The sequence below is a fragment of the Microbacterium sp. B35-30 genome, assembly GCF_010634855.1.
Lineage (GTDB): Bacteria > Actinomycetota > Actinomycetes > Actinomycetales > Microbacteriaceae > Microbacterium.
Map to the genome: position 1 here is coordinate 1 of NZ_MWLQ01000008.1, position 19,235 is coordinate 19,235.

General features: G+C 71.1%; 21 protein-coding genes. 18 read left to right on the forward strand and 3 right to left on the reverse strand.

The features are described 5' to 3' along the window. The first annotated feature begins 234 nt into the window (after window positions 1–234). The 14 genes from B2K11_RS03430 to B2K11_RS03495 all read left to right on the forward strand — a co-directional run bounded on the left by B2K11_RS03430 (window position 235) and on the right by B2K11_RS03495 (window position 12,096). Window positions 235–993 (forward strand): IclR family transcriptional regulator, encoded by a 759-nt coding sequence (locus B2K11_RS03430; RefSeq protein WP_163616874.1) that lies wholly within the window; start codon window positions 235–237, stop codon window positions 991–993. Between the two features lie 249 nt (window positions 994–1,242). Further along, window positions 1,243–2,145 (forward strand): protocatechuate 3,4-dioxygenase subunit beta, encoded by a 903-nt coding sequence (gene pcaH / locus B2K11_RS03435; protein WP_163616876.1) that lies wholly within the window; start codon window positions 1,243–1,245, stop codon window positions 2,143–2,145. Continuing rightward, on the forward strand, window positions 2,145–2,747 hold the full coding sequence (gene pcaG / locus B2K11_RS03440) for a protocatechuate 3,4-dioxygenase subunit alpha (protein ID WP_163616878.1): 603 nt from the start codon (window positions 2,145–2,147) through the stop codon (window positions 2,745–2,747). Before pcaH ends, pcaG begins: the two co-directional genes overlap by 1 nt. Next, window positions 2,737–4,248 (forward strand): lyase family protein, encoded by a 1,512-nt coding sequence (locus B2K11_RS03445; protein ID WP_239525681.1) that lies wholly within the window; start codon window positions 2,737–2,739, stop codon window positions 4,246–4,248. The genes pcaG and B2K11_RS03445 overlap by 11 nt, the downstream gene beginning before the upstream one ends. Then, window positions 4,245–5,129: an alpha/beta fold hydrolase gene (locus B2K11_RS03450; protein ID WP_345770751.1), complete on the forward strand. Its 885-nt coding sequence runs from the start codon at window positions 4,245–4,247 to the stop codon at window positions 5,127–5,129. Before B2K11_RS03445 ends, B2K11_RS03450 begins: the two co-directional genes overlap by 4 nt. After that, window positions 5,126–5,527, forward strand: a complete 402-nt coding sequence (gene pcaC, locus B2K11_RS03455) for a 4-carboxymuconolactone decarboxylase (protein ID WP_163616882.1) — start codon at window positions 5,126–5,128, stop codon at window positions 5,525–5,527. The genes B2K11_RS03450 and pcaC overlap by 4 nt, the downstream gene beginning before the upstream one ends. A gap of 141 nt (window positions 5,528–5,668) precedes the next feature. Beyond that, a complete protein-coding gene (locus B2K11_RS03460) occupies window positions 5,669–6,103 on the forward strand; it encodes a MarR family transcriptional regulator (protein ID WP_163616884.1) in 435 nt (144 codons plus the stop codon). A 94-nt stretch (window positions 6,104–6,197) separates the two neighbouring features. Then, window positions 6,198–7,565 (forward strand): prolyl oligopeptidase family serine peptidase, encoded by a 1,368-nt coding sequence (locus B2K11_RS03465; protein ID WP_163616886.1) that lies wholly within the window; start codon window positions 6,198–6,200, stop codon window positions 7,563–7,565. 221 nt (window positions 7,566–7,786) lie between these two features. Continuing rightward, entirely contained in the window at window positions 7,787–8,557 is a 771-nt protein-coding gene (locus B2K11_RS03470) for a 3-oxoacid CoA-transferase subunit A (RefSeq protein WP_163616887.1), read from the forward strand. Further along, on the forward strand, window positions 8,554–9,264 hold the full coding sequence (locus B2K11_RS03475) for a 3-oxoacid CoA-transferase subunit B (RefSeq protein WP_163616888.1): 711 nt from the start codon (window positions 8,554–8,556) through the stop codon (window positions 9,262–9,264). The genes B2K11_RS03470 and B2K11_RS03475 overlap by 4 nt, the downstream gene beginning before the upstream one ends. A 1-nt stretch (window position 9,265) precedes the next feature. Further along, window positions 9,266–10,438, forward strand: coding sequence for a thiolase family protein (locus tag B2K11_RS03480; RefSeq protein WP_204259996.1), 1,173 nt, complete (start codon window positions 9,266–9,268; stop codon window positions 10,436–10,438). A 130-nt stretch (window positions 10,439–10,568) separates the two neighbouring features. Further along, complete coding sequence (locus B2K11_RS03485; RefSeq protein WP_163616890.1) at window positions 10,569–10,874, forward strand: type II toxin-antitoxin system VapB family antitoxin; 306 nt, start codon at window positions 10,569–10,571, stop codon at window positions 10,872–10,874. Beyond that, the gene (locus B2K11_RS03490) at window positions 10,871–11,275 is read left to right on the forward strand and encodes a type II toxin-antitoxin system VapC family toxin (RefSeq protein ID WP_163616891.1); all 405 of its coding nucleotides are present in this window, start codon (window positions 10,871–10,873) and stop codon (window positions 11,273–11,275) included. The genes B2K11_RS03485 and B2K11_RS03490 overlap by 4 nt, the downstream gene beginning before the upstream one ends. Further along, window positions 11,272–12,096: an IclR family transcriptional regulator C-terminal domain-containing protein gene (locus B2K11_RS03495; protein ID WP_163616892.1), complete on the forward strand. Its 825-nt coding sequence runs from the start codon at window positions 11,272–11,274 to the stop codon at window positions 12,094–12,096. The genes B2K11_RS03490 and B2K11_RS03495 overlap by 4 nt, the downstream gene beginning before the upstream one ends. A gap of 33 nt (window positions 12,097–12,129) precedes the next feature. Here the strand turns inward: B2K11_RS03495 and purU are convergent, their stop codons facing one another. Continuing rightward, a complete protein-coding gene (purU, locus tag B2K11_RS03500) occupies window positions 12,130–13,005 on the reverse strand; it encodes a formyltetrahydrofolate deformylase (RefSeq protein WP_163616893.1) in 876 nt (291 codons plus the stop codon). A gap of 98 nt (window positions 13,006–13,103) precedes the next feature. Here purU and B2K11_RS03505 point away from each other — a divergent pair, with 98 nt between their 5' ends. Further along, the gene (locus B2K11_RS03505; protein ID WP_163616894.1) at window positions 13,104–14,147 is read left to right on the forward strand and encodes a hotdog domain-containing protein; all 1,044 of its coding nucleotides are present in this window, start codon (window positions 13,104–13,106) and stop codon (window positions 14,145–14,147) included. A gap of 41 nt (window positions 14,148–14,188) precedes the next feature. On the opposite strand, the gene B2K11_RS03510 is transcribed toward B2K11_RS03505, so the two are convergent. Further along, window positions 14,189–14,572: a MerR family transcriptional regulator gene (locus B2K11_RS03510; RefSeq protein WP_163616895.1), complete on the reverse strand. Its 384-nt coding sequence runs from the start codon at window positions 14,570–14,572 to the stop codon at window positions 14,189–14,191. A gap of 78 nt (window positions 14,573–14,650) precedes the next feature. Here B2K11_RS03510 and B2K11_RS03515 point away from each other — a divergent pair, with 78 nt between their 5' ends. Further along, window positions 14,651–15,895 (forward strand): MFS transporter, encoded by a 1,245-nt coding sequence (locus tag B2K11_RS03515; RefSeq protein ID WP_163616896.1) that lies wholly within the window; start codon window positions 14,651–14,653, stop codon window positions 15,893–15,895. 65 nt (window positions 15,896–15,960) lie between these two features. Here B2K11_RS03515 and B2K11_RS03520 read toward each other — a convergent pair whose 3' ends face one another. Then, on the reverse strand, window positions 15,961–16,914 hold the full coding sequence (locus B2K11_RS03520; protein WP_163616897.1) for a LysR family transcriptional regulator: 954 nt from the start codon (window positions 16,912–16,914) through the stop codon (window positions 15,961–15,963). 143 nt (window positions 16,915–17,057) lie between these two features. On the opposite strand from B2K11_RS03520, the gene B2K11_RS03525 reads away from it, so the two are divergent. Further along, window positions 17,058–18,095 carry a VOC family protein gene (locus tag B2K11_RS03525; protein WP_163616898.1) on the forward strand — a complete coding sequence of 346 codons (1,038 nt, stop codon included), beginning with the start codon at window positions 17,058–17,060 and terminating at the stop codon, window positions 18,093–18,095. 69 nt (window positions 18,096–18,164) lie between these two features. Next, window positions 18,165–19,154 carry a fumarylacetoacetate hydrolase family protein gene (locus B2K11_RS03530; RefSeq protein ID WP_163616899.1) on the forward strand — a complete coding sequence of 330 codons (990 nt, stop codon included), beginning with the start codon at window positions 18,165–18,167 and terminating at the stop codon, window positions 19,152–19,154. Window positions 19,155–19,235 lie beyond the last annotated feature (81 nt).

Below are 19,235 nucleotides of genomic sequence, written 5' to 3' on the forward strand. Positions count from 1 at the left end.
CGGTGTTCCCGGTCGTTGAGCGAGGGAGCGCCAGCGACCGAGACGAAACGCCTCGAGCCGAACGGATACGCCGGGTGCAGGCGTTTCGTCTCGCTCGTTCCTCGCTCGCTCAACGACCGGGAGGGGGGTGGCGTCCAGTCGGACCGAGCTCCCCGGACGACCGGGAGGAGCCCTCGGTTCGCCCCGAGCATCGTCGACCGCGGCCGCGGAGTAACGTCGGGCGGGGGAGGATCCATGGCGGACGGCGAGGGCGTGCTCGAGCGCACGCTGCGCGTGCTCGGGTGCTTCACCGACGACGAGCCGGCCGTCACCGCCGCCACGCTCGCGGCCCGCACGGGGCTCGCGATGTCGACGCTGCACCGGCTGCTCGCCACCCTCGTGACGCAGGGGCTGCTGACGCGAGGCCCCGGCCACACGTACGCCATCGGTCCGCGGCTGTGGGAGCTCGGCGAGCTCTCGCCGCTGTCGCTGCGGCTCCGCGAGACGGCACTGCCCCACATGGTGCGTCTGTATGAGGCGACCGGCGAGAACGTGCACCTCGCCGTGCTCGATGGCGCCACCCCTGAGACCACGAGCGCGCTGTACGTCGGGCGCCTGACCGGACGCCAGTCGATCCCGACTCTCAGCCGCATGGGCGGGCGCGGGCCGCTGCACGTGACGGGCGTCGGCAAGGCCCTGCTCGCGACGCGCGACGAGAGCTGGCTGCGGCAGTACTTCCGGGCGCCGCTCGAGCGCGAGACCGTGAACTCGATCACGACCGAGCCCGAACTGCGCGCCGACATCGCCCGCACCCGCGCGCTCGGCTACGCCACGACCCGCGAGGAGATGACCCTCGGCAACGTCTCGGTCGCCGCCGCGCTGCCCCGCGTCGACGGCCTGCCGCCCACCGCGCTCGGCCTGGTCGTGCACCTCGAGCGCGCCGACGAGCGCCGGCTTGGTCCGCTCGTGGTGCAGGCCGCGAAGGACCTCCACCACGACCTCCGACACAACTGAGCGGGACCGATGCCGCGGCCGCGGCATCCGTCCGGCATGCCGTACCGCGGTCGCCCCGGTATGGGGCGCATGCCGTGCGTTCGGGGCGCGCGTTTCGCGCCCCGAACGGACGATTCGCGCCCCAAACCCCGATGGAAGAGGGATGCCGCGAGCCGCGGCATCCGTCATTCCCACTGGGTGGGAATCTGCGACGCGCACCCGACCCGGCGGTGCGAACCTGGGACCACCCGAGTCGTCGAAGGAGACCTCATGACCGCGACCCAGCCCGATCCCCGGGACGAGGAGGCGTTCTCGTCATCGGTGGTGCTCGAGCAGCACGCCGCAGCGCCGCCCGCCGGGGGAAGCCTGAACGCGGCAGCGCCCGAGTCGCTGCTGGCGTCGCCCGACCAGCTGACGCAGCGCGAGATCACTCAGGAGATCGTCGACTACCACGCCGCCGCCGCGCGCCGAGAGAAGGCGGGGGAGAGGCTCAACATGAGCCTGCACGACTTCCCGCCGTACCGCTCGACCCTGCTGCGCCACCCGACGAAGAACCCCAAGCTCGTCGACCCCGAGACCATCGAGCTGTGGTCGCCGGCCTTCGGTCAGCGCGATGTCGCCGCGATCGAGTCCGACCTGACGCTGCAGCACCTCGGCGAGCCGCAGGGTGAGCGGATGACCGTCGAGGGCCGCGTGCTCGACTCCTGGGGCCGGCCGGTCCGCAACCAGCTCGTCGAGCTCTGGCAGGCGAATGCCGCTGGCCGGTACATCCACCAGCGCGACCAGCATCCCGCACCCCTCGACCCGAACTTCACCGGCGCCGGCCGCACCGTCACCGACGACGACGGTTTCTACAAGTTCACGACGATCAAGCCCGGCGCCTACCCGTGGAAGAACCACGTGAACGCGTGGCGTCCGGCGCACATCCACTTCTCGATCTTCGGCTCGGGATTCACGCAGCGCCTCGTGACGCAGATGTACTTCCCAGGCGACCCGCTGTTTCCGCTCGACCCGATCTACAACACCATCTGGCGGCAGAAGGACCGCGACCGGCTCATCGGGCTGTACGACCACGACCTGTCGGTTCCGGAGTTCTCGATGGGCTACCGCTTCGACATCGTCGTCGACGGCCCCGACGCCACCTGGTTCGAGCCCGAAGAAGGAGAGCACTGATGGCCGCCGACGAGCTCGACCAGCAGGGCGCGCGCGTGAAGCGCGACCTGGGTCCGAAGACCCATGAGGCCACCGGCGGGCAGACGGTGGGTCCGTTCTTCGCCTTCGGCCTGGACTATCCGAAGAAGCACGAGGTGGTCTTCCCGCACAGCCCCGGCGCCATCGTGCTCGGCGGCACGGTGTTCGACGGCGGCGGTGCGCCGATCCCCGACGCGGTCGTCGAGATCTGGAGCGCCGACGAGAACGGCGACATCCCGCGCGCGCACGGCGCGTTCCGCCGCGACGACCACTCGTTCACCGGCTTCGGCCGCGCCGCGACGACGGATGTCGGCCGCTACGAGTTCTGGACCCGCAACCCCGGTCCGGTCGACGGCGGCGCCCCGTTCTACTCGGTGGTCGTCTTCGCCCGGGGCCTGCCCGACAAGCTCGTGACCCGGGTCTACCTGCCCGAGCACGAGGAACTCCTCGCCGCCGATCCGCTGCTGTCCTCGCTCGACGATGACGAGCGCGCTACGCTCATCGCGACGCGCCTGCCCGATGGCAACCTGCACCACGACATCCACCTGCAGGGCGAGAAGGAGACCGTGTTCCTTGCCTTCTGACCGTGACCGGCCCCCACTCGATGAGGGCCTGCTCTCGCCGGTGACCGTGGGTCACGACGAGACGGTGACGGATGCCGCGTACCTCGACGCGCTGGTCACCGCCGAGGTCGCGCTGGCCAGGGCCTATCGCGAGGTCGGCATCGCGCCGGCGGACGCGGTGGACGAGATCGAGACGGAGTTCGGCTGGCAGGGCGGACTGCGTGGATGCCCCGAGCACGGCGTGGCTCTGACGGCGCTGGCTGCGGCATCCGTGTCCGGCGGGAATCCCGTCATCCCCCTGGTCGCGCGGCTCAAGGAGCGGGTGTCGGAGGACGCCCGCACCTGGGTGCACCGCGGCGCGACGAGCCAGGACATCGTCGACACCGCCGTGATGCTCATCGCTCGGACGGCGACCAGCAAGGTCGTCGCCGCGCTCGCGCACACGGAGGTCTCGCTGCGCTCGCTGGCCCGCTCACGGCGCGACGAGGTGGCGGCGGCTCGCACGCTGACGCAGCACGCGGTCCCGACGACCGTGGGCCTGCGCGCCGCAGGGTGGCTGCGGGGCGTCGCGCGTGCCAAGGAGCGTGTCGAAGAGGTGGAGCACCGGCTTCCGGCACAGCTGGGCGGCGCGGCGGGAACGCTGGCGTCGTTCGCCGAGATCGCCGGGCCGGACGTGGCGGTCGACCTTCCCGCCGCGTTCGCGCGCGAGCTCGGACTCGCGGCGCCCGACGCGCCCTGGCACACGACGCGCTGGCCGGTCACCGAGCTCGGCGACGCGCTCGTGCAGGCGATCGACGCCGTGGGCAAGATCGCCGGGGATGTCGCCACCCTCAGCCGCACCGAGATCGGCGAGCTGGCCGAGGGCTCGGGCGGCGGGTCGTCGGCGATGCCGCAGAAGCGCAACCCCGCGGCATCCGTGCTCATCCGCTCGGCCGCGCTGCGTGCACCGCAGCTTGGCGCGACGCTGCACCTCGCCTCGGCGCTGGCCGCCGACGAGCGGCCCGACGGCGCCTGGCACGCGGAATGGCCGACGCTCCGGGAACTCCTGCGGCTGGCGCTGGGTGCGACGGCGAACGCCGCTGCGCTCGTGGCCGACGTGCACGTCGACACCGACGCCGTGGCGCGGAACCTGGCCGCGACGGGCGGACTCATCGTGGCGGAGCGGCTCTCGCTCGTGCTCGGCCCGGCGCTCGGCGCGCAGCGCGTCTCGCGGCTGGTGTCGGATGCCGCCGCGGGCGGCGACCTGGCGTCGACGCTCGCCGGCACGCCCGAGATCGCCGCGCTCGCCGCTGAGCGCGGTGCGACGCCCGGGGCGTTCGTCGCCGACCTGCTCGACCCCGCGAACTACACCGGCCTCGCCGGAGCCCTCGTCGACGACGCGGTCAGGCCCTCCGGCCGGACCGGCGCCGACGTCGGTCCCCGGTTCGGGGCGCACGACGGGCGTTCGGGGCGCGCGGCGCACGCCCCGAACGGACGTGACGCGCCCCCAACCCCGCTTCCGGACCAGGAGGAGAACCCGTGACCCTTCCCGCCATCGCCGTCAGCGCGCCCGTGGGCCCTTCGACAAGCGCAGGCGCTGGGAGCGGCTCAGGCGCCGGAAGCGGCGCAGGCACCGGTAGCGGCTCAGGCACCGGTAGCGGCTCGGGCGCCGGAAGCGGCGCAGGCGCCGGCGCGCCGACGCTCGTGCTCGGCCCGTCGCTCGGCACCTCGACGATGCTGTGGGAGCGGGTGATCCCGGCGCTCGCCGAGCACTATCGCGTCGTCGCCTGGGACCTGCCGGGCCACGGCGCCGCGCCGGCGGCGACGGAGCCGTTCACGATGGCAGACCTCGCCGATGCCGTCGCCGCGGCGGTCGACGGCCCGATCCTCTACGCCGGCGTGTCCCTGGGCGGGTGCGTCGGCCTCGAGCTGCTGCTGCGCCACGGTGAGCGGATCGGCGCGGCAGCCATCCTGTGCTCCGGCGCGGCGATCGGCGCGCCGCAGGGCTGGCATGACCGGGCCGCGCAGGTGCGGGCGCAGAGCACGTCGAGCCTCGTCGTCGGGTCGGCGCAGCGCTGGTTCGCGCCGGGGACCATCGCGCGAGATCCCGACCTGACCGGGCGCATGCTGCACGTCCTGCAGGACACCGACGACGAGAGCTACGCACTGTGCTGCGAAGCGCTCGCCGCCTTCGACGTGCGCGACCGGCTCGGCGAGATCGCCACCCCGGTGCTCGCGGTGTGGGGCGATCACGACGGCGTCACGCCCGAGGCATCCGCTCGCGAGATCGCCGACGGGGTGCAGCACGGCGAGGCGACCGGGATCGCGGATGCCGCGCACCTGCCTCCTGCGGACGACCCGGCGGCGACGGCCGCGGCGCTGCGCGCGTTCTTCGACACCGTCGCCCGGGAGCGTGCCGCATGAGCCGCCCGGAGGGGGAGGGCCTCACCGACGAGGAGCGCTACGACCAGGGGATGGCCGTGCGGCGAGAGGTGCTGTCGGACGCGCACGTCGACCGGGCCGTCGCCGGCACGACCGAGCTCACCGCCGACTTCCAGGACTTCATCACCCGCGTCGCGTGGGGCGATGTCTGGTCGCGGCCGGGTCTCGATCGGCGATCTCGGTCGGTGGCGGTGCTCACGGCGCTCATCGCGCTCGGGCACCACGAAGAGCTCGCGATGCACCTGCGGGCGGCGCTGCGCAACGGGCTGACCGTCGACGAGATCAAGGAGGTGATCCTGCAGGCCGGCCTGTATTGCGGGGTCCCCGCCGCCAACACCGCGTTCCGCATCGCGAGTGAGGTCTTCGCCGAGTCCGCCTGACCGTTCGCATGGCACGACACGCCGCTGCGCCCGCATGAAGACACCTTTCGCGACCCGCGAACGGATGCCGCGGCACTGCGCGAGACGTCGGTCCCCCGTGGGACCCCCTATGCTTCATCGCATGACGGACCCGGGGACCGCATGACGGCCGAGCACGCGCCCCGCATCCTCTATCAGGTGAAGCAGGTCGAACTGGCGGTCCGCGGGCGCCTCGATGCCGTCGTGCGACCCCACGGCATCACCGTGACCCAGTACACGGCGCTCACGGTGCTGGAGCAGCATCCCGGTATGAGCTCCGCTCAGCTCGCCCGCCACGCGTTCGTGTCGGCGCAGGCGATGGAGGGGATCGTGCGCGCCCTGGGCGAGGCCGGGTTGATCGAGCGCGTGCGCGACGCCGACAACCGCCGGCGCATGACGATCTCGCTCACTGCGGCGGGCACCGCGCTGCTGGCCGCATGCCGGAGTGACGTTGACCGCATCGAGGCCGAGGCGTTCGCCGGACTGTCGTCGACGGAGCGCTCGGCGCTCGGCCGATGGCTGCAGGATGCTCGGCGCGCGCTCGAGCAATCGCCCTGACCCATTGACTCATCATCAGGAAACTTGATAATTGGTCCTAGCTCCGTCGCCGATGTCGGAGTCCCTGTCGATGATGACAACGGAAGGACCCCCCATGTCCCCGCACGTACGCACCCGCGTCCTCGGAGTCGCAGCGGTCGCCGCCGGCGCGCTGCTCTCCGCTGGTCTCGTCGCCCCGCCCGCCGTCGCAGCCGCCCCGGTCGATTACTCCGGCTCGCTCCCCACGGGAACGACCTGGCTCGCCTCGGTTCCCTCGGACTGGAACGGCACCGTGCTGCTCTACAGTCACGGCTACCGGCCCTCGTTCGTCCCCGGGAACCCGGCATCCGTCGCTCCCAATGAGGCGACGAAGGCGCTGCTGCTCGAGCAGGGCTACGCGCTCGTCGGCTCGTCGTACGCCGCGAGCGGATGGGCGGTTCCCACCGCCGTTGACGACCAGCTGCAGTCGCTCGACGCGATGCTCGATGAGACCGGGCTCGATCCCCACCACATCCTGGCGTACGGCACTTCCATGGGCGGCCTCGTCACCGGCCGGATCGCCGAATCCGCGGGCGACGTCATCGAGGGCGCGATGCCCACCTGCGGGCTGATGGAGGGCGGCGTCGACCTGAACAACTACCAGCTCGACGGTGCGCACGCGATCGACCAGCTGCTGGCCCCCGCGCAGGAGATCGACATCGAGGGCTACGCCACGCTTCCCGATGCGTTCGCGGCATCGTCGGCACTGACTGCGGCGGTCGAGGCCGGCCAGCAGACGCCCGAGGGGCGTGCGCGGATCGCCCTCGCCGCCGCCCTGTTCCACCTCTCGGACGGCGTGCTCGCGGCGGACGCTCCCACCGATCCCGCCGTGGCGCAGCAGTCGCTCTACGCGCAGCTGGTCGACACCATCGGGTTCGTCACGCCGGGGCGCTTCGACATCGAGTCGACCGCGGGTGGCAACGCGACGTGGAACGTCGGCGTCGACTACGCGAAGCTCTTCGCGCAGTCCGCGGACCGCACGCTCGTCCAGGAGCTGTACCGGCAGGCCGGTCTGGACCTGAAGGCCGACCTCGCAGCGCTGACGCAGACAGCCGACGTCGCCGCAGACCCGGGATCTGTCGAGACGCTGCGCGCGTCGTCGGGTCTCACCGGCGATCTGCAGATGCCCGTGCTGTCGCTCCACACGCTCGACGACATCCTCGCCCCGGTGCAGGTCGAGCAGGAGTACGCCGAGGACGTCCGCGCGGCGGGCGACCAGAACCTGCTCCGTCAGTACTTCGTCGACCACGTCGGGCACTGCGTCTTCACGCCGGCCGAGATCGCGGCCGGCATCGAGACGCTGATGGACCGCGTCGAGAGCGGACACTGGGGTGGTCAGTCGGCCGAGCTCATGAACCGCCTCGCGGCGTCGCTGGACGAGAGCGGATCCGCCTTCGTGCCGACGAAGCCCGGCGAGTTCCTGGGCGACCGCGATCGGCGCTGACCAACGCAGATCGCCGCAGTCACAGAGAGGCCGCACCCCGACCCGGGTGCGGCCTCCGCGTCCCTCTCCGGCGGCGTCGGGTTCGGCTGTCACGACGCGCGGCTACGGGCGTGCCCGTTGCCACGTTTCGTGACACGCGAACGGATACCGCACCCGGGCGTGGTGCGGTAGACTGGCCGCACAACGGACGACTGTTCGCAGAGCGAACAGGAGGGGATCGCATGATCGATAAGACCGTGGGCTCCGTCGAGGACGCCGTGGCCGGCATCCGTGATGGAGCGACCATCATGATCGGCGGCTTCGGGCGCGCCGGGCAGCCCGTGGAGCTGATCGACGCCCTCATCGCCCAGGGTGCCGGCGACCTCACGATCATCAACAACAACGCGGGCAACGGCGACACGGGGCTGGCAGCCCTCCTCGCCAAGAAGCGCGTGCGAAAGATCGTGTGCTCCTTTCCCCGTCAGCACGACTCGTGGGTGTTCGACGACTTGTACCGGGCCGGTGAGATCGAGCTCGAGCTGGTGCCGCAGGGCAATCTCGCCGAGCGCATCCGGGCAGCGGGCGCGGGCATCGGGGCGTTCTTCTCGCCGACCGGCGTCGGCACCCAGCTCGCCGACGGCAAGGAGCTCCGCGAGATCGACGGGCGCACCTATGCGCTCGAGTACCCGATCAAGGCGGATGTCGCGCTGGTGGGCGCGTACCGGGCCGACCGCTGGGGCAACCTGATCTACCGAGAGACAGCGCGCAACTTCGGTCCGATCATGGCCGCCGCCGCCTCGACCACGATCGTGCAGGTCGACGAGATCGTGCCGCTCGGGTCGCTCGACCCCGAGACGGTGGTCACGCCGGGCATCTTCGTCGACCGCGTGGTCGCCGTGGGGGAGCGCGCGTGGCTGCGTGACGGCGCCTTCGTCGGGGGCGTGGACATCGAAGGGCGCGCCCTCGCGGACGCGTCGACAGCCTCAGCGACCGGAGCGGAGGGCGACCAGTGAGCGCCACAGAGTCCACGACGCCCGCCACGCGCATCACGCGCCAGCAGCTCGCGGCGCGCATCGCGCAGGACATCCCCGAGGGCTCCTACGTCAACCTCGGCATCGGGGCGCCGACGCTCGTCGCCGACTACCTGCCGCACGACCAGGAGATCATCCTCCACACCGAGAACGGGATGCTCGGAATGGGACCGTCGCCGGCCGCCGGCGAGATCGACCCCGACCTCATCAACGCCGGCAAGCAGCCGGTCACCGCGCTCGCCGGATCCGCGTACTTCCACCACGCCGACTCGTTCGGCATGATGCGCGGCGGTCACCTCGACGTGTGCGTGCTCGGTGCGTTCCAGGTGTCGCAGGCGGGCGACCTCGCCAACTGGTCGACGGGGGCGCCCGGCGCCATTCCCGCCGTCGGCGGCGCGATGGATCTCGCGATCGGCGCGAAGAACGTCTACGTCATGACCGACCTGCTCACCAAGACCGGGGAGTCCAAGCTGGTCGAGGCGTGCACGTATCCGCTCACCGGCGTCGGGTGCGTCACCCGCGTGTACACCGACCGCGCCGTCTTCGACGTCACTCCCGACGGCTTCGCGGTGCGGGAGGCGTTCGGCGACAACACCGTCGAGCTCCTCGCCGAGCTCACCGGACTGGAACTGACCGATGCATCGGAGACAGCGGATGCCGCGACCCGCAGCATCCGGGAGGAGAACTGACATGGCGACCCACATCTATGACGCCGTCCGCACGCCGTTCGGGCGCGCCGGCGGTGCCCTGTCGGGCGTGCGGCCCGACGACCTCGCCGCGATCGTGATGAAGGCGACGGTCAAGCGCACCGGCCTCGACCCGGCCCGGATCGACGACGTCATCTTCGGCGATGCGAACCAGGCAGGCGAAGACAACCGCAACGTCGCGCGCATGGGTGCGCTGCTGGCGGGGTTTCCGACATCCGTCACGGGCGTCACGGTGAACCGGCTGTGCGCCTCGTCTGTCGAGGCGGTGATCCAGGGATCCCGTGCGATCGAGGCCGGTGACACCGACATCGTGCTCGCGGGCGGCGTCGAGTCGATGAGCCGCGCGCCGTATGTCGTCGAGAAGTCCCCGCGGCCGTGGCCGAGCGTGGGCAACCAGACGATGTGGAACACGTCGATCGGGTGGCGCATGACCAACCCGAAGCTGCCGAAGCAGTGGACGATCTCGAACGGCGAGTCCGCCGAGCTCATCGCGCGCGAGTGGGGCATCTCGCGCGAGGCGCAGGACGAGTTCGCCGTGCGCTCGCACCGGCTCGCCGCCGAGGCATGGGCGGCAGGGCATTACGACGGCGAGATCGTGCAGGTGCCAGGGGCGGAGCTCGCCCGCGACGAGGGCATCCGCGACGACACCTCGGTCGAGAAGCTCGCGGGGCTGAAGGCGCTGTTCGCGGCCGACGGCGAGGGAACGGTGACGGCCGGCAACTCGTCGCCGATCAACGACGGCGCGTCCGCCGTGCTCCTCGCCCGCGAGGGTGCGCTGCCTGGCGAGCCGCTCGCCCGCATCACCGCGCGGGCCGCTCACGGCGTCGACCCCGACCAGTTCCCGATCGCGCCGATCGAAGCCGCGAACAAGGCGCTGGCGCGCGCCGGTCGCACCTGGGCGGACGTCGACTTCGTCGAGCTCAACGAGGCGTTCGCGTCGCAGTCGCTCGCGTGCCTGGCCGGTTGGCCCGAGCTCGATCCCGACAAGCTCAACGTGCACGGCGGCGCACTGGCGATCGGCCATCCGCTCGGCGCCTCCGGCGGGCGCATCATCGGCCACGCCGCGCACGAGCTGCGTCGGCGCGGCGGCGGGGTGGCCGTCGCCGCCATCTGCATCGGCGTCGGGCAGGGCCTTGCCGTCGTGCTGGAGCGTTGACGCGCGCCGCTGGTCGAAACTTCACGAATGCACACTCTCAGCTCGAATTCGATGGCATCTGTGAAGTCTCGCGATGCGAAGCACGGGTAGACGGGTAGATCGGCAGGCTCTACCAGGGTAGAATCGGCGGATGAGTCTGAACATCAAGAACGAGCGCACGCACGCGCTCGTGCGCGAGCTCGCCGAGCTCACCGGCATGAGTCAGACGAGTGCGGTGGAAGATGCGGTACGCCGGCGCCTGGACGAGCTCCGGACGGATGCGACGACGCGAGGCCATCGCCCTGCACCGAAGTTCTCCTCCACGGAGATCGAACGACGGCGTGCGGCGGTGGAGCGGATCCTCGATGAACTGCACGCGGAGACGACGCCCGCTCAATGGCGGGCGTTGGCGCGAGCACAAGATGAGATGTACGACGACTTGGGTCTTCCCCGGTGATCGTCGACACCTCGGCCGTCGTCGCCGTTCTGAAGCGCGAGCACGGGCACGAGCGACTGCTCCGCCTGCTGCTGACGTATCCGGCGCGGATGTCGGCGCCCGTCCTCGTCGAGACGCGGATCGTCGTGACCTCGAGTGTCGGACCCATCGGGCTGCGTCGGCTGCACGCACTCCTCGCCCAGGCCGATGTCGAGATCGTGGCGTTCGATGAAGCGCACGCGGACATCGCCGCTGACGCCTACCGTGACTATGGGAGAGGCTCGCGGCATCCGGCGCGACTCAACTTGGCCGACGCGTACAGCTACGCGCTCGCCTCCGCGGCGGACGAGCCGTTGCTTTTCGTGGGCGACGACTTCTCGCGCACCGACGTCCGCTCCGCCCTCGAGGAGTACGGCGAATGAGCGACGCTGCCGAGGCCTCGCCCACGGACGCGTCGCCGCGCTCCGACACCGTCCAATCGCTTGCGCGCGGGCTCGCGGTGATCCGCGCGTTCGACGCGGAGCATCCCGAACTCACGCTGAGCGAGGTCGCGCGAGGAGCCGGCATCACCCGTGCCGCGGCGGGCCGGTTCCTGCGCACACTGGAAGAGCTCGGCTACGTGCGCGCGTCAACCGTCCCGGCGAACGGGTCGGGCGTCGGTCGCACATTCGCGCTCACCCCGCGGGTGCTCGAACTGGGCTTCAGTTACCTGTCAGCGCTGTCGATCCCCGAGATCGTGCAGCCGCATCTCGAGCGGCTGTCGCGCGAGGTCGACGAGAGCGTGTCGGCGGCCGTCCTCGACGGCGAGGAGATCGTGTACATCGCGCGCGTGCCGACGCGCCGCATCATGAGCGTGCGCATCACGATCGGCACGAGGTTCCCCGCCTTCGCGACGTCCATGGGACGCGTGCTGCTGGCCGGGATGCCGGCTGCTGAGCGCGACGCGCTGCTCGCGGCATCCGCACTCCACGCCTTCACCGACCGCACCCTGACGAGCCCCGGCGCGCTGCGTGACGAGCTGGCACGGGTGGCCGAGCAGGGCTGGGCGCTGGTGGACGGCGAACTCGAGCCCGGCCTGCGCTCGGTGGCCGTGCCGCTGCACGATCGCCGTGGGGACGTGGTCGCGGCGGTCAACGTCTCGACCAGCGCGACCCGCGACAGCGTCGATCACGTCGTGGCGCAGTACCTGCCGCCGCTGCAGCGGACCGCGGCGGCCATCGACGCCGAGCTGCGCCTGGTCTGATCGCTGCAACCGTGGGGCGGGAAGCGCAACGCCTCAGAACACGATCGTGTGGTTGCCGTGGCGGATGACGCGGTCCTCGGCGTGCCACAGCACGGCGCGCGAGAGCACCTGGCGCTCGACGTCGGCGCCGCGACGGGCGAGCTCGGCGGCGGAGTCGGCGTGGGTGACCCGCACGGTGTCCTGCTCGATGATCGGACCCTCGTCGAGGTCGTCGGTGACGTAGTGGGACGTCGCGCCGATGAGCTTGACGCCGCGCTCCTTGGCCTTCTTGTACGGCTCCGCGCCGATGAAGGCGGGCAGGAACGAGTGGTGGATGTTGATCACGGGCACGCCCAGCTGCGACAGGAAGTCGCCCGACAGGATCTGCATGTAGCGCGCGAGCACGACGACATCGACGTTGCCCCTGAGCAGCTCCAGGATCTTCGCCTCGGAGGCCGACTTGTCGGGCCCGGGAACGCCCGGCACGTGGAAGAACGGCACCCCGAACGAGCGGACATCCTCGGCTGAGGTGGTGTGGTTCGAGATCACCATCGGGATCGTGACGGGCAGGTCGCCGCGGCGGTGACGCCACAGCAGGTCGAGCAGGCAATGGTCCTGCTTAGAGGCCAGGATCGCCATGCGCTTGGGCACCGATTGGTCGGTGAGCGACCACTCGAGCTCGAATCCGGCGAGCGTCTGCGCGATCTCGGCCTCGATGGCGGGACGGTCGGCGGCGAAGCCCGGGCGGTGGAACACCACGCGCTGGAAGTACGCCCCGCCGGTGGGGTCGTCGGAGTACTGGTCGAACGCGACGATGTTGCCGCCGATGCGCGTGATCATCGCCGAGACGGCGGCCACGATTCCGGGCCGGTCGCTGCCGTGCACGATGAGGCAGGCGTGGTCGGGCTTCAGGTTGGGTGAGGCGGGCACCGTTCGATTCTGCCCTGTGCGAAGGATCGCCGCTTCTTGGCACCGGATCCGCAGGTCCACAGGCGACAAGCGGATGCGGCGGCCAATACCCTGACGGCATGAACGCCGCCACGCCCACCCGTGCAGCGGGTCGTGACGACCGGATCACGCTGCGGTTCATGGCGGTCCCCTCCGACACCGCCGCCGGCGGACGATCCGTCGCCGCCGGAAGCGTCATGGAGTGGATCGACAAGGCCGGCTACGCGTGCGCGGTCGGCTGGGCGGGCGCCTACTGCGTCACCGCGTACGTCGGGAATGTCCGCCATCGACGGGCGATCGCCCCGGGAAGCCTCATCGAGGTGCAGGCGCGCATCGTGTACACCGGCCGCACGAGCATGCACGTGGTGGTCACCGTCTCGTCGGCGCGGGTGAATGAGCGCGCCTACACACCGGCGACGACGTGCATCCTCGTCTTCGTCGCGAAGGGCGAGGACGGCCGGCCGACCGAGGTGCCCGCGTGGGAGCCGGTCTCGCGGTCGGATCACAAGCTCGCCGACGGTGCGCTCGAACGGATCGAGTCGCGCGCCGAGATCAAGCGGCTCATGCTGGCGCAGGAGTACACGGACGCGTCGGGGGCGCCGCGCACCACGCTCCGCTTCCTCGCCCCGCCGGGCGTCGTGAACTTCGGCGGCAAGGCTCACGGCGGCACCGTCATGCGGTGGATCGACGAGGCCGGCTACGCGTGCGCTGCGGCGTGGGCGAAGGACGGTCTCGGCACTCCTCGTTCCTCGGCACTCGAGCCGGCGGACGCCGACGCCAGCGGGGCGGTCGGTGTCTACTCCGGCGGCATCCACTTCCTCGCGCCCGTCGTCATCGGGCACCTCGTGGATGTGGACGCGCGCATCGTCCACACCAGCCGGCACAGCATGCACCTGAGCACGCAGGTGTGGACGGCCGATCCTCGCACGCCGGCGGAGCGCATGCTGACGACCCAGTGCCTGAGCGTGTTCGTCGTGCCCGGCGCCGATGGCGTCGCTCGGCCGGTTCCGCAGTGGACCCCGGCGCTGCCCGAGGATGTGCGCCTGCAGGAGCACGTGCGCGGGGTCATGCGCCTGCGCGAGCAGATCCCGCCCATCGCGGCATCTCTTACCCTCGAGCCCTGAGCCACCGGACGTCGGGCGTCGCGACGGCGGGAAGGATGCCGCTACGCCGCCACCCCGCCGCGCAGCAGGTCGCCGTTGCGGGTGAGTTCGAGGTACTCGGCGACGGCGTCGCGGCTCTTCGTGAGGCAGGCGAGGCGCTCATCGAGGGCGGCCAGCTCGGTCGCGAGCATCTCGGCCAGCTCCCGCGAGCACGTCGGCGCTGCCATCGCGCACTGCCGCTCGACGTCGAGCACGACCTTCGCGAGCCGCGTCGTGAGGCCCGCCTGCACGAGCCCGCGTGCGCGGGTGGCACGCTCGACGTCCGCCTCGTCGTACGAGCGATAGCCGTTCGCCGACCGCTCGGACGCCAGCAGACCCTGCTCTTCGTAGTACCGCAGCATCCTCGGCGGGATGCCGGTGCGCTCCGCCAGTTCGCCGATCTTCACGCTGTCCTGCCTCTCGGATCGATTCGTGTGGCACGAAAGCTTGACATTGACATTGATGTCAAAGTTTAGCCTCGGTGCATGACCACGTCCACCCTCGCCGCTCGTTCCCCCACGGCCGAGCGGTTCCCCCTCGGCCCGCTGCTCCTGCTCTCACTCGGCGTCTTCGTCACCGTCACCGCAGAGTCGCTGCCCGCCGGACTCATGCCCGAGATGGCCGCCGATCTGGGCGTCGACCCGCTGCGCATCGGGCTGCTGGTGTCGGTGTGGGCCCTCGTCGTGATCGGCACGAGCATTCCGCTGACCCGCGCCACCCGCCGTATCGACCGCCGCGTCGTGGTGGCGACCTCGCTCGCCGTGTTCGCGCTGGCGAACGTGGCCACCGCGTTCTCTCCGAGCTACGAGTTCGCATTCGGCACGCGGGTGGTGGCCGCCATCGCGCACGGCGTGTTCTGGGCGATCGTGATCGTGTACGCGTCTTCGCTGCTGTCGGGCGTGCAGCTGGGGCGCGGGCTGGCGCTCGTCACGGGCGGCGGCACGGCGGCCACCGTCCTGGGCCTCCCGGTCGCGACCGCTCTGGCGCAGCTGACCAGCTGGCGCGTCTCGTTCGCGGCGATGGGCATCGGGATGCTGCTGCTCGCGGTCGTCGTGTACCGCAGGCTGCCCCGATCGGTCGTGGCCCCGGTGCCGGCGGCCGAGCGCGCGCCGCTCCGGAACGACCGCTCCCTCCCGCCTCTCCTCGCCTTCGGGTTCGCGGGCCTGCTCATCGGCCTCGCGCAGTTCCTCGCCTTCGTCTACATCCGGCCGTACCTCGCAGAGTCGGCGGGGATCGCCGACGGCTGGGCGAGCGTGCTGCTGTTCGTCTTCGGCGCAGCCGGGATGGCCGGCGTGGCGGTCGCCGGCACCCTCGCCGACCGGTTCCCGCGGACGGCGCTGAGCGCGACCCTCCTCGTCTTCGTCGCCGCCTACGCCGCCCTTGCGCTGCTGCCGCATGTCACGCCCGTCATGGTCGTCGCCCTGGCGCTGTGGGGCGCGGGCACCGGCGCGATGTTCCCGCTCATCCAGACGGCGCTCATGCGCGCGGCATCCGATCGCTTGCGCGACCTCGCGAGCGCATCCATCGTTGTGCTGTTCAACGTCGGGATCGCCGGCGGCTCGTGGGCGGGCGGTCAGCTCGCCGCGACCTACGGGCCGACGTCGAACATGGCGGTCTCGGCCGTCGTGGTGCTGATCGCCACGGTATTCACCGCGGTCGGTGCGGCCCTCGCCGCGCGGCGCGCCGCAGTCGGGCCCGGCGTCGGGGAGGAGGCGGCCGGCGTGCGCTGATCCGCGCTGAGCGAGGAGGACGGGACGCCGGTCCCGCGCGGCCGCCGCCGCGGCTCAGCCGTGGCTCAGGTCAGCGGGCGGTCGGGGACGTGGGCTCCGGCATCCACGATCCGTCCCGCTTCGACGAAGAGGTCGCGCATCCAGGCATGTTCGGGATCGCGGCCGTGCACCGGGTGCCACCACAGCGCATTGGTCAGGGGCGTCGGGTCGAAGGGCAACCCCACCACGCGCACGCCCCCGGCGCGCAGGGCCAGGGGCGCGATGGCAGCCTGGATGATGGCGACGCGCGAGGTGCCGACGATGAAGTGCGTCATGGAGAGGAAGCTCTCGACCACGACCTCGATGCGCGGCTCGATGCCGAGCTGCTGCACCTGTCTGGCCGCCGACGTGAACGCCGAGCGCGACTGGTACGTCATCGCCCAGGGCAGTTCGCCCAGCTGCTCACGGGTCAGGACGTCGCCCACGGCGTCGTTGGAATCGGCCACGATGGCCACCCAGTCGTCGTGCCAGAGGTCGGCGTAGGGCAGCTCCGAGAGCGGCCCGTGCGGGATGATGATGCCGTCGACCGAGCGCAGGCGCGCGGCCGCGTCATCCACGATGGCGGGGTTGTGCAGCATGAAGCGGAAGCGCACGCCGGGGGCGCGCTCCTCCGCCAGCCGCGACACCACGTTGCCGACCGTCACGAAACCGTAATCCGAGCCGTAGATCGCGAACTCGCGCGTGGACTCCTCGGGCGACCACGTCGCCTGGCTCTCGAACACCCGGCGCGCGGCCTCCAGCGCCGCCGTCGTGTGGTCGGCGAGATGAAGGGCGAACGGGGTCAGCTCGTAGGTGTTGCCGCGTCGCGCGAGGATCGGATCGTTGAAGTGGGTGCGCAGGCGCGCGAGGGACGCGCTCAGCGCGGGCTGACTGAGGTGCAGGCGCTCGGCCGCGCGGGTCACGCTGCGCTCGGTGAGGAGCGCGTCGAGGGCGACGAGCAGGTTGAGGTCGAGGCGGGAGAGCAGCGGTCGGTCGGACACGGCGATGTGTTCCTTCGGTTTGGGACGCTGGGATCAGTGTATCCACGAGATTTATGCAGGGGATAGTCGATATCGCGTTGCTGGATGACCTGGCCGCGGCGAGAGTGGTCCAGGGAACACCGAAGTCGTTGAAGGGATCGAAGATGATCAAACTCCTGTCTCACCTGTCGTATGTGGCGATCACGTCGCCGGACGTCGAGGCATCCGTCGAGTTCTACAAGAACCAGGTCGGCCTCGTCGAGGTCGACCGCATCGACGGCGCCGTGTACCTGCGCTGCTGGGGCGACTACTACGCCTACTCGGTCGTGGTCGTGCCCGGCGACGAGCCGGCCCTCGACACGATGGCCTGGCGCACCTCGAGCGCCGAGGCGCTCGAGGAGGCCGCCCGCCGCATCGAGGCCGCCGGCGTCGAGGGCGAATGGCTCGACGCCGTGCCGCACATCGGCCGCGCGTACCGCTTCACCGGCCCGTGGGGTCACTCGATGACGCTCCACTGGGATGTCACCCGCCACCACGCCACCGACGCGAACGCGCTCGCGGGCGAGTCCGCCTCGATCTACCCCGACCGCCCGTCGCGGCGCAGCAAGGTCGCCGGCGCGCCGCGCCAGCTCGACCACGTCACGATCGCGTGCAGCGACGTCGACGCGTTCGCGGCCTGGTACAACGACGTGCTCGGCTTCCGCATCATGGCGCGCACGGTCCTCGACGAGGCCCCGATCTCGGTGTTCTCGGTGCTCACCACGAACGAGAAGTCGCACGACCTCGGCGTCGTGCTCGACGGCTCGAGCCGCGCCGGACGCATCAACCACTACGCCTTCTGGGTCGACACCCGTGAGGAGCTGCTCATCGCCGCCGACGTCCTGGGCGAGAACGGCTACCCGATCGAGTACGGTCCCTCGATCCACGGCATCGGGGAGCAGAACTTCCTGTACTACCGCGAGCCGTCGACCCTCCGCATCGAGCTGAACACCGGCGGCTACCGCAACTACGTTCCCGACTGGGAGCCGAACACCTGGCGGCCGTCGCAGGGCTCGAACAACTTCTACCGCAACAGCGCCATGCCGATGTCGATGACCGAGTCGTTCCCGCCCGCCGACGGTCCGTCGGCGACCGAGGAGGGCGTGCCCGACGAGATCAAGGAAGCGCTCTTCAACCCCTACGCCAAACACGGCCAGGGCTGAGACCCGGCCGGGGCGGCGCGGCCGATCGCGCCGCCCCGGTCGCACCATTCGAACCCCCAGGAAGCAGACATGACGACGACGTCGACCGCACCCGAAGCCCCCTTCGCCCTCGCCCGCTACCGGGAGGAGGGTGGTGTGCGCCTGGGCCTCGTGGCCGGCGACCGCATCCGCCCGCTCGCCTCCGACGACCTCGGTGCGCCCGGACTGAACGCCTTCCTCGCCGCCCCCGACTGGGACCGGCTGGCGACGCTCGCGAAGAACGCCGAGGGCGGATGGATGCCGCTGGCCGACGTGACCCTGACGGCGCCGGTCGAGCCGCGACAGGTGCTGCAGACCGGTGCGAACTACCGGCAGCACGTGATCGAGCTGGTCGCGGCGGGGCTCACGAACAACAGCGATCGCACGCCCGAGGAGGCGCGTGAGTCCGCGGCGAAGATGATGGACGACCGTGCCGCGAACGGTGAGCCGTACTTCTTCATCGGCCTGCCCGCGTGTGTGGTCGGCGACGACGTGCCGCTCGCGCTGCCGGCCTACAGCGAGGTGCACGACTGGGAGCTCGAGCTCGCCGTCGTGATCGGCCGCGAGGCGTTCCGCGTCTCTCGCGAGGAGGCGCTCGACCATGTCGCGGGGTACACCATCGCCAACGACATCACCACGCGCGACCTCGTCTTCCGCAAGGACATGAAGGAGATCGGCACCGACTGGTACCGCGCGAAGAACGCGCCCGGCTTCCTGCCCACCGGACCCTTCCTCGTGCCGGCGCCGTTCGTCGACGGCTCGGACCTCGCCGTGCGGCTCGAGCTCAACGGCGATGTGATGCAGGATGCCTCGACCAGCGACCTGCTGTTCGACATCCCGGCTCTCATCTCCGGCGCCTCGCAGACCATGCCCCTGCTGCCGGGCGACATCCTGCTCACCGGCAGCCCTGCCGGCAACGGCCAGCACTGGAAGCGGTTCCTGCGCGACGGCGATGTCATGACGGGCACCATCGCCGGTCTGGGCACCCAGGTGGTCCGCTGCGTCGCGGATCCCGTCGCCGATCCCGCGGCCGCCCGATGATGTCCCACTTTCTGCCCATCGTGTCCCGATTCCGATTGGTTCAGCCCACCGCAATCGATCGAAATCGGGACATGCTGACCG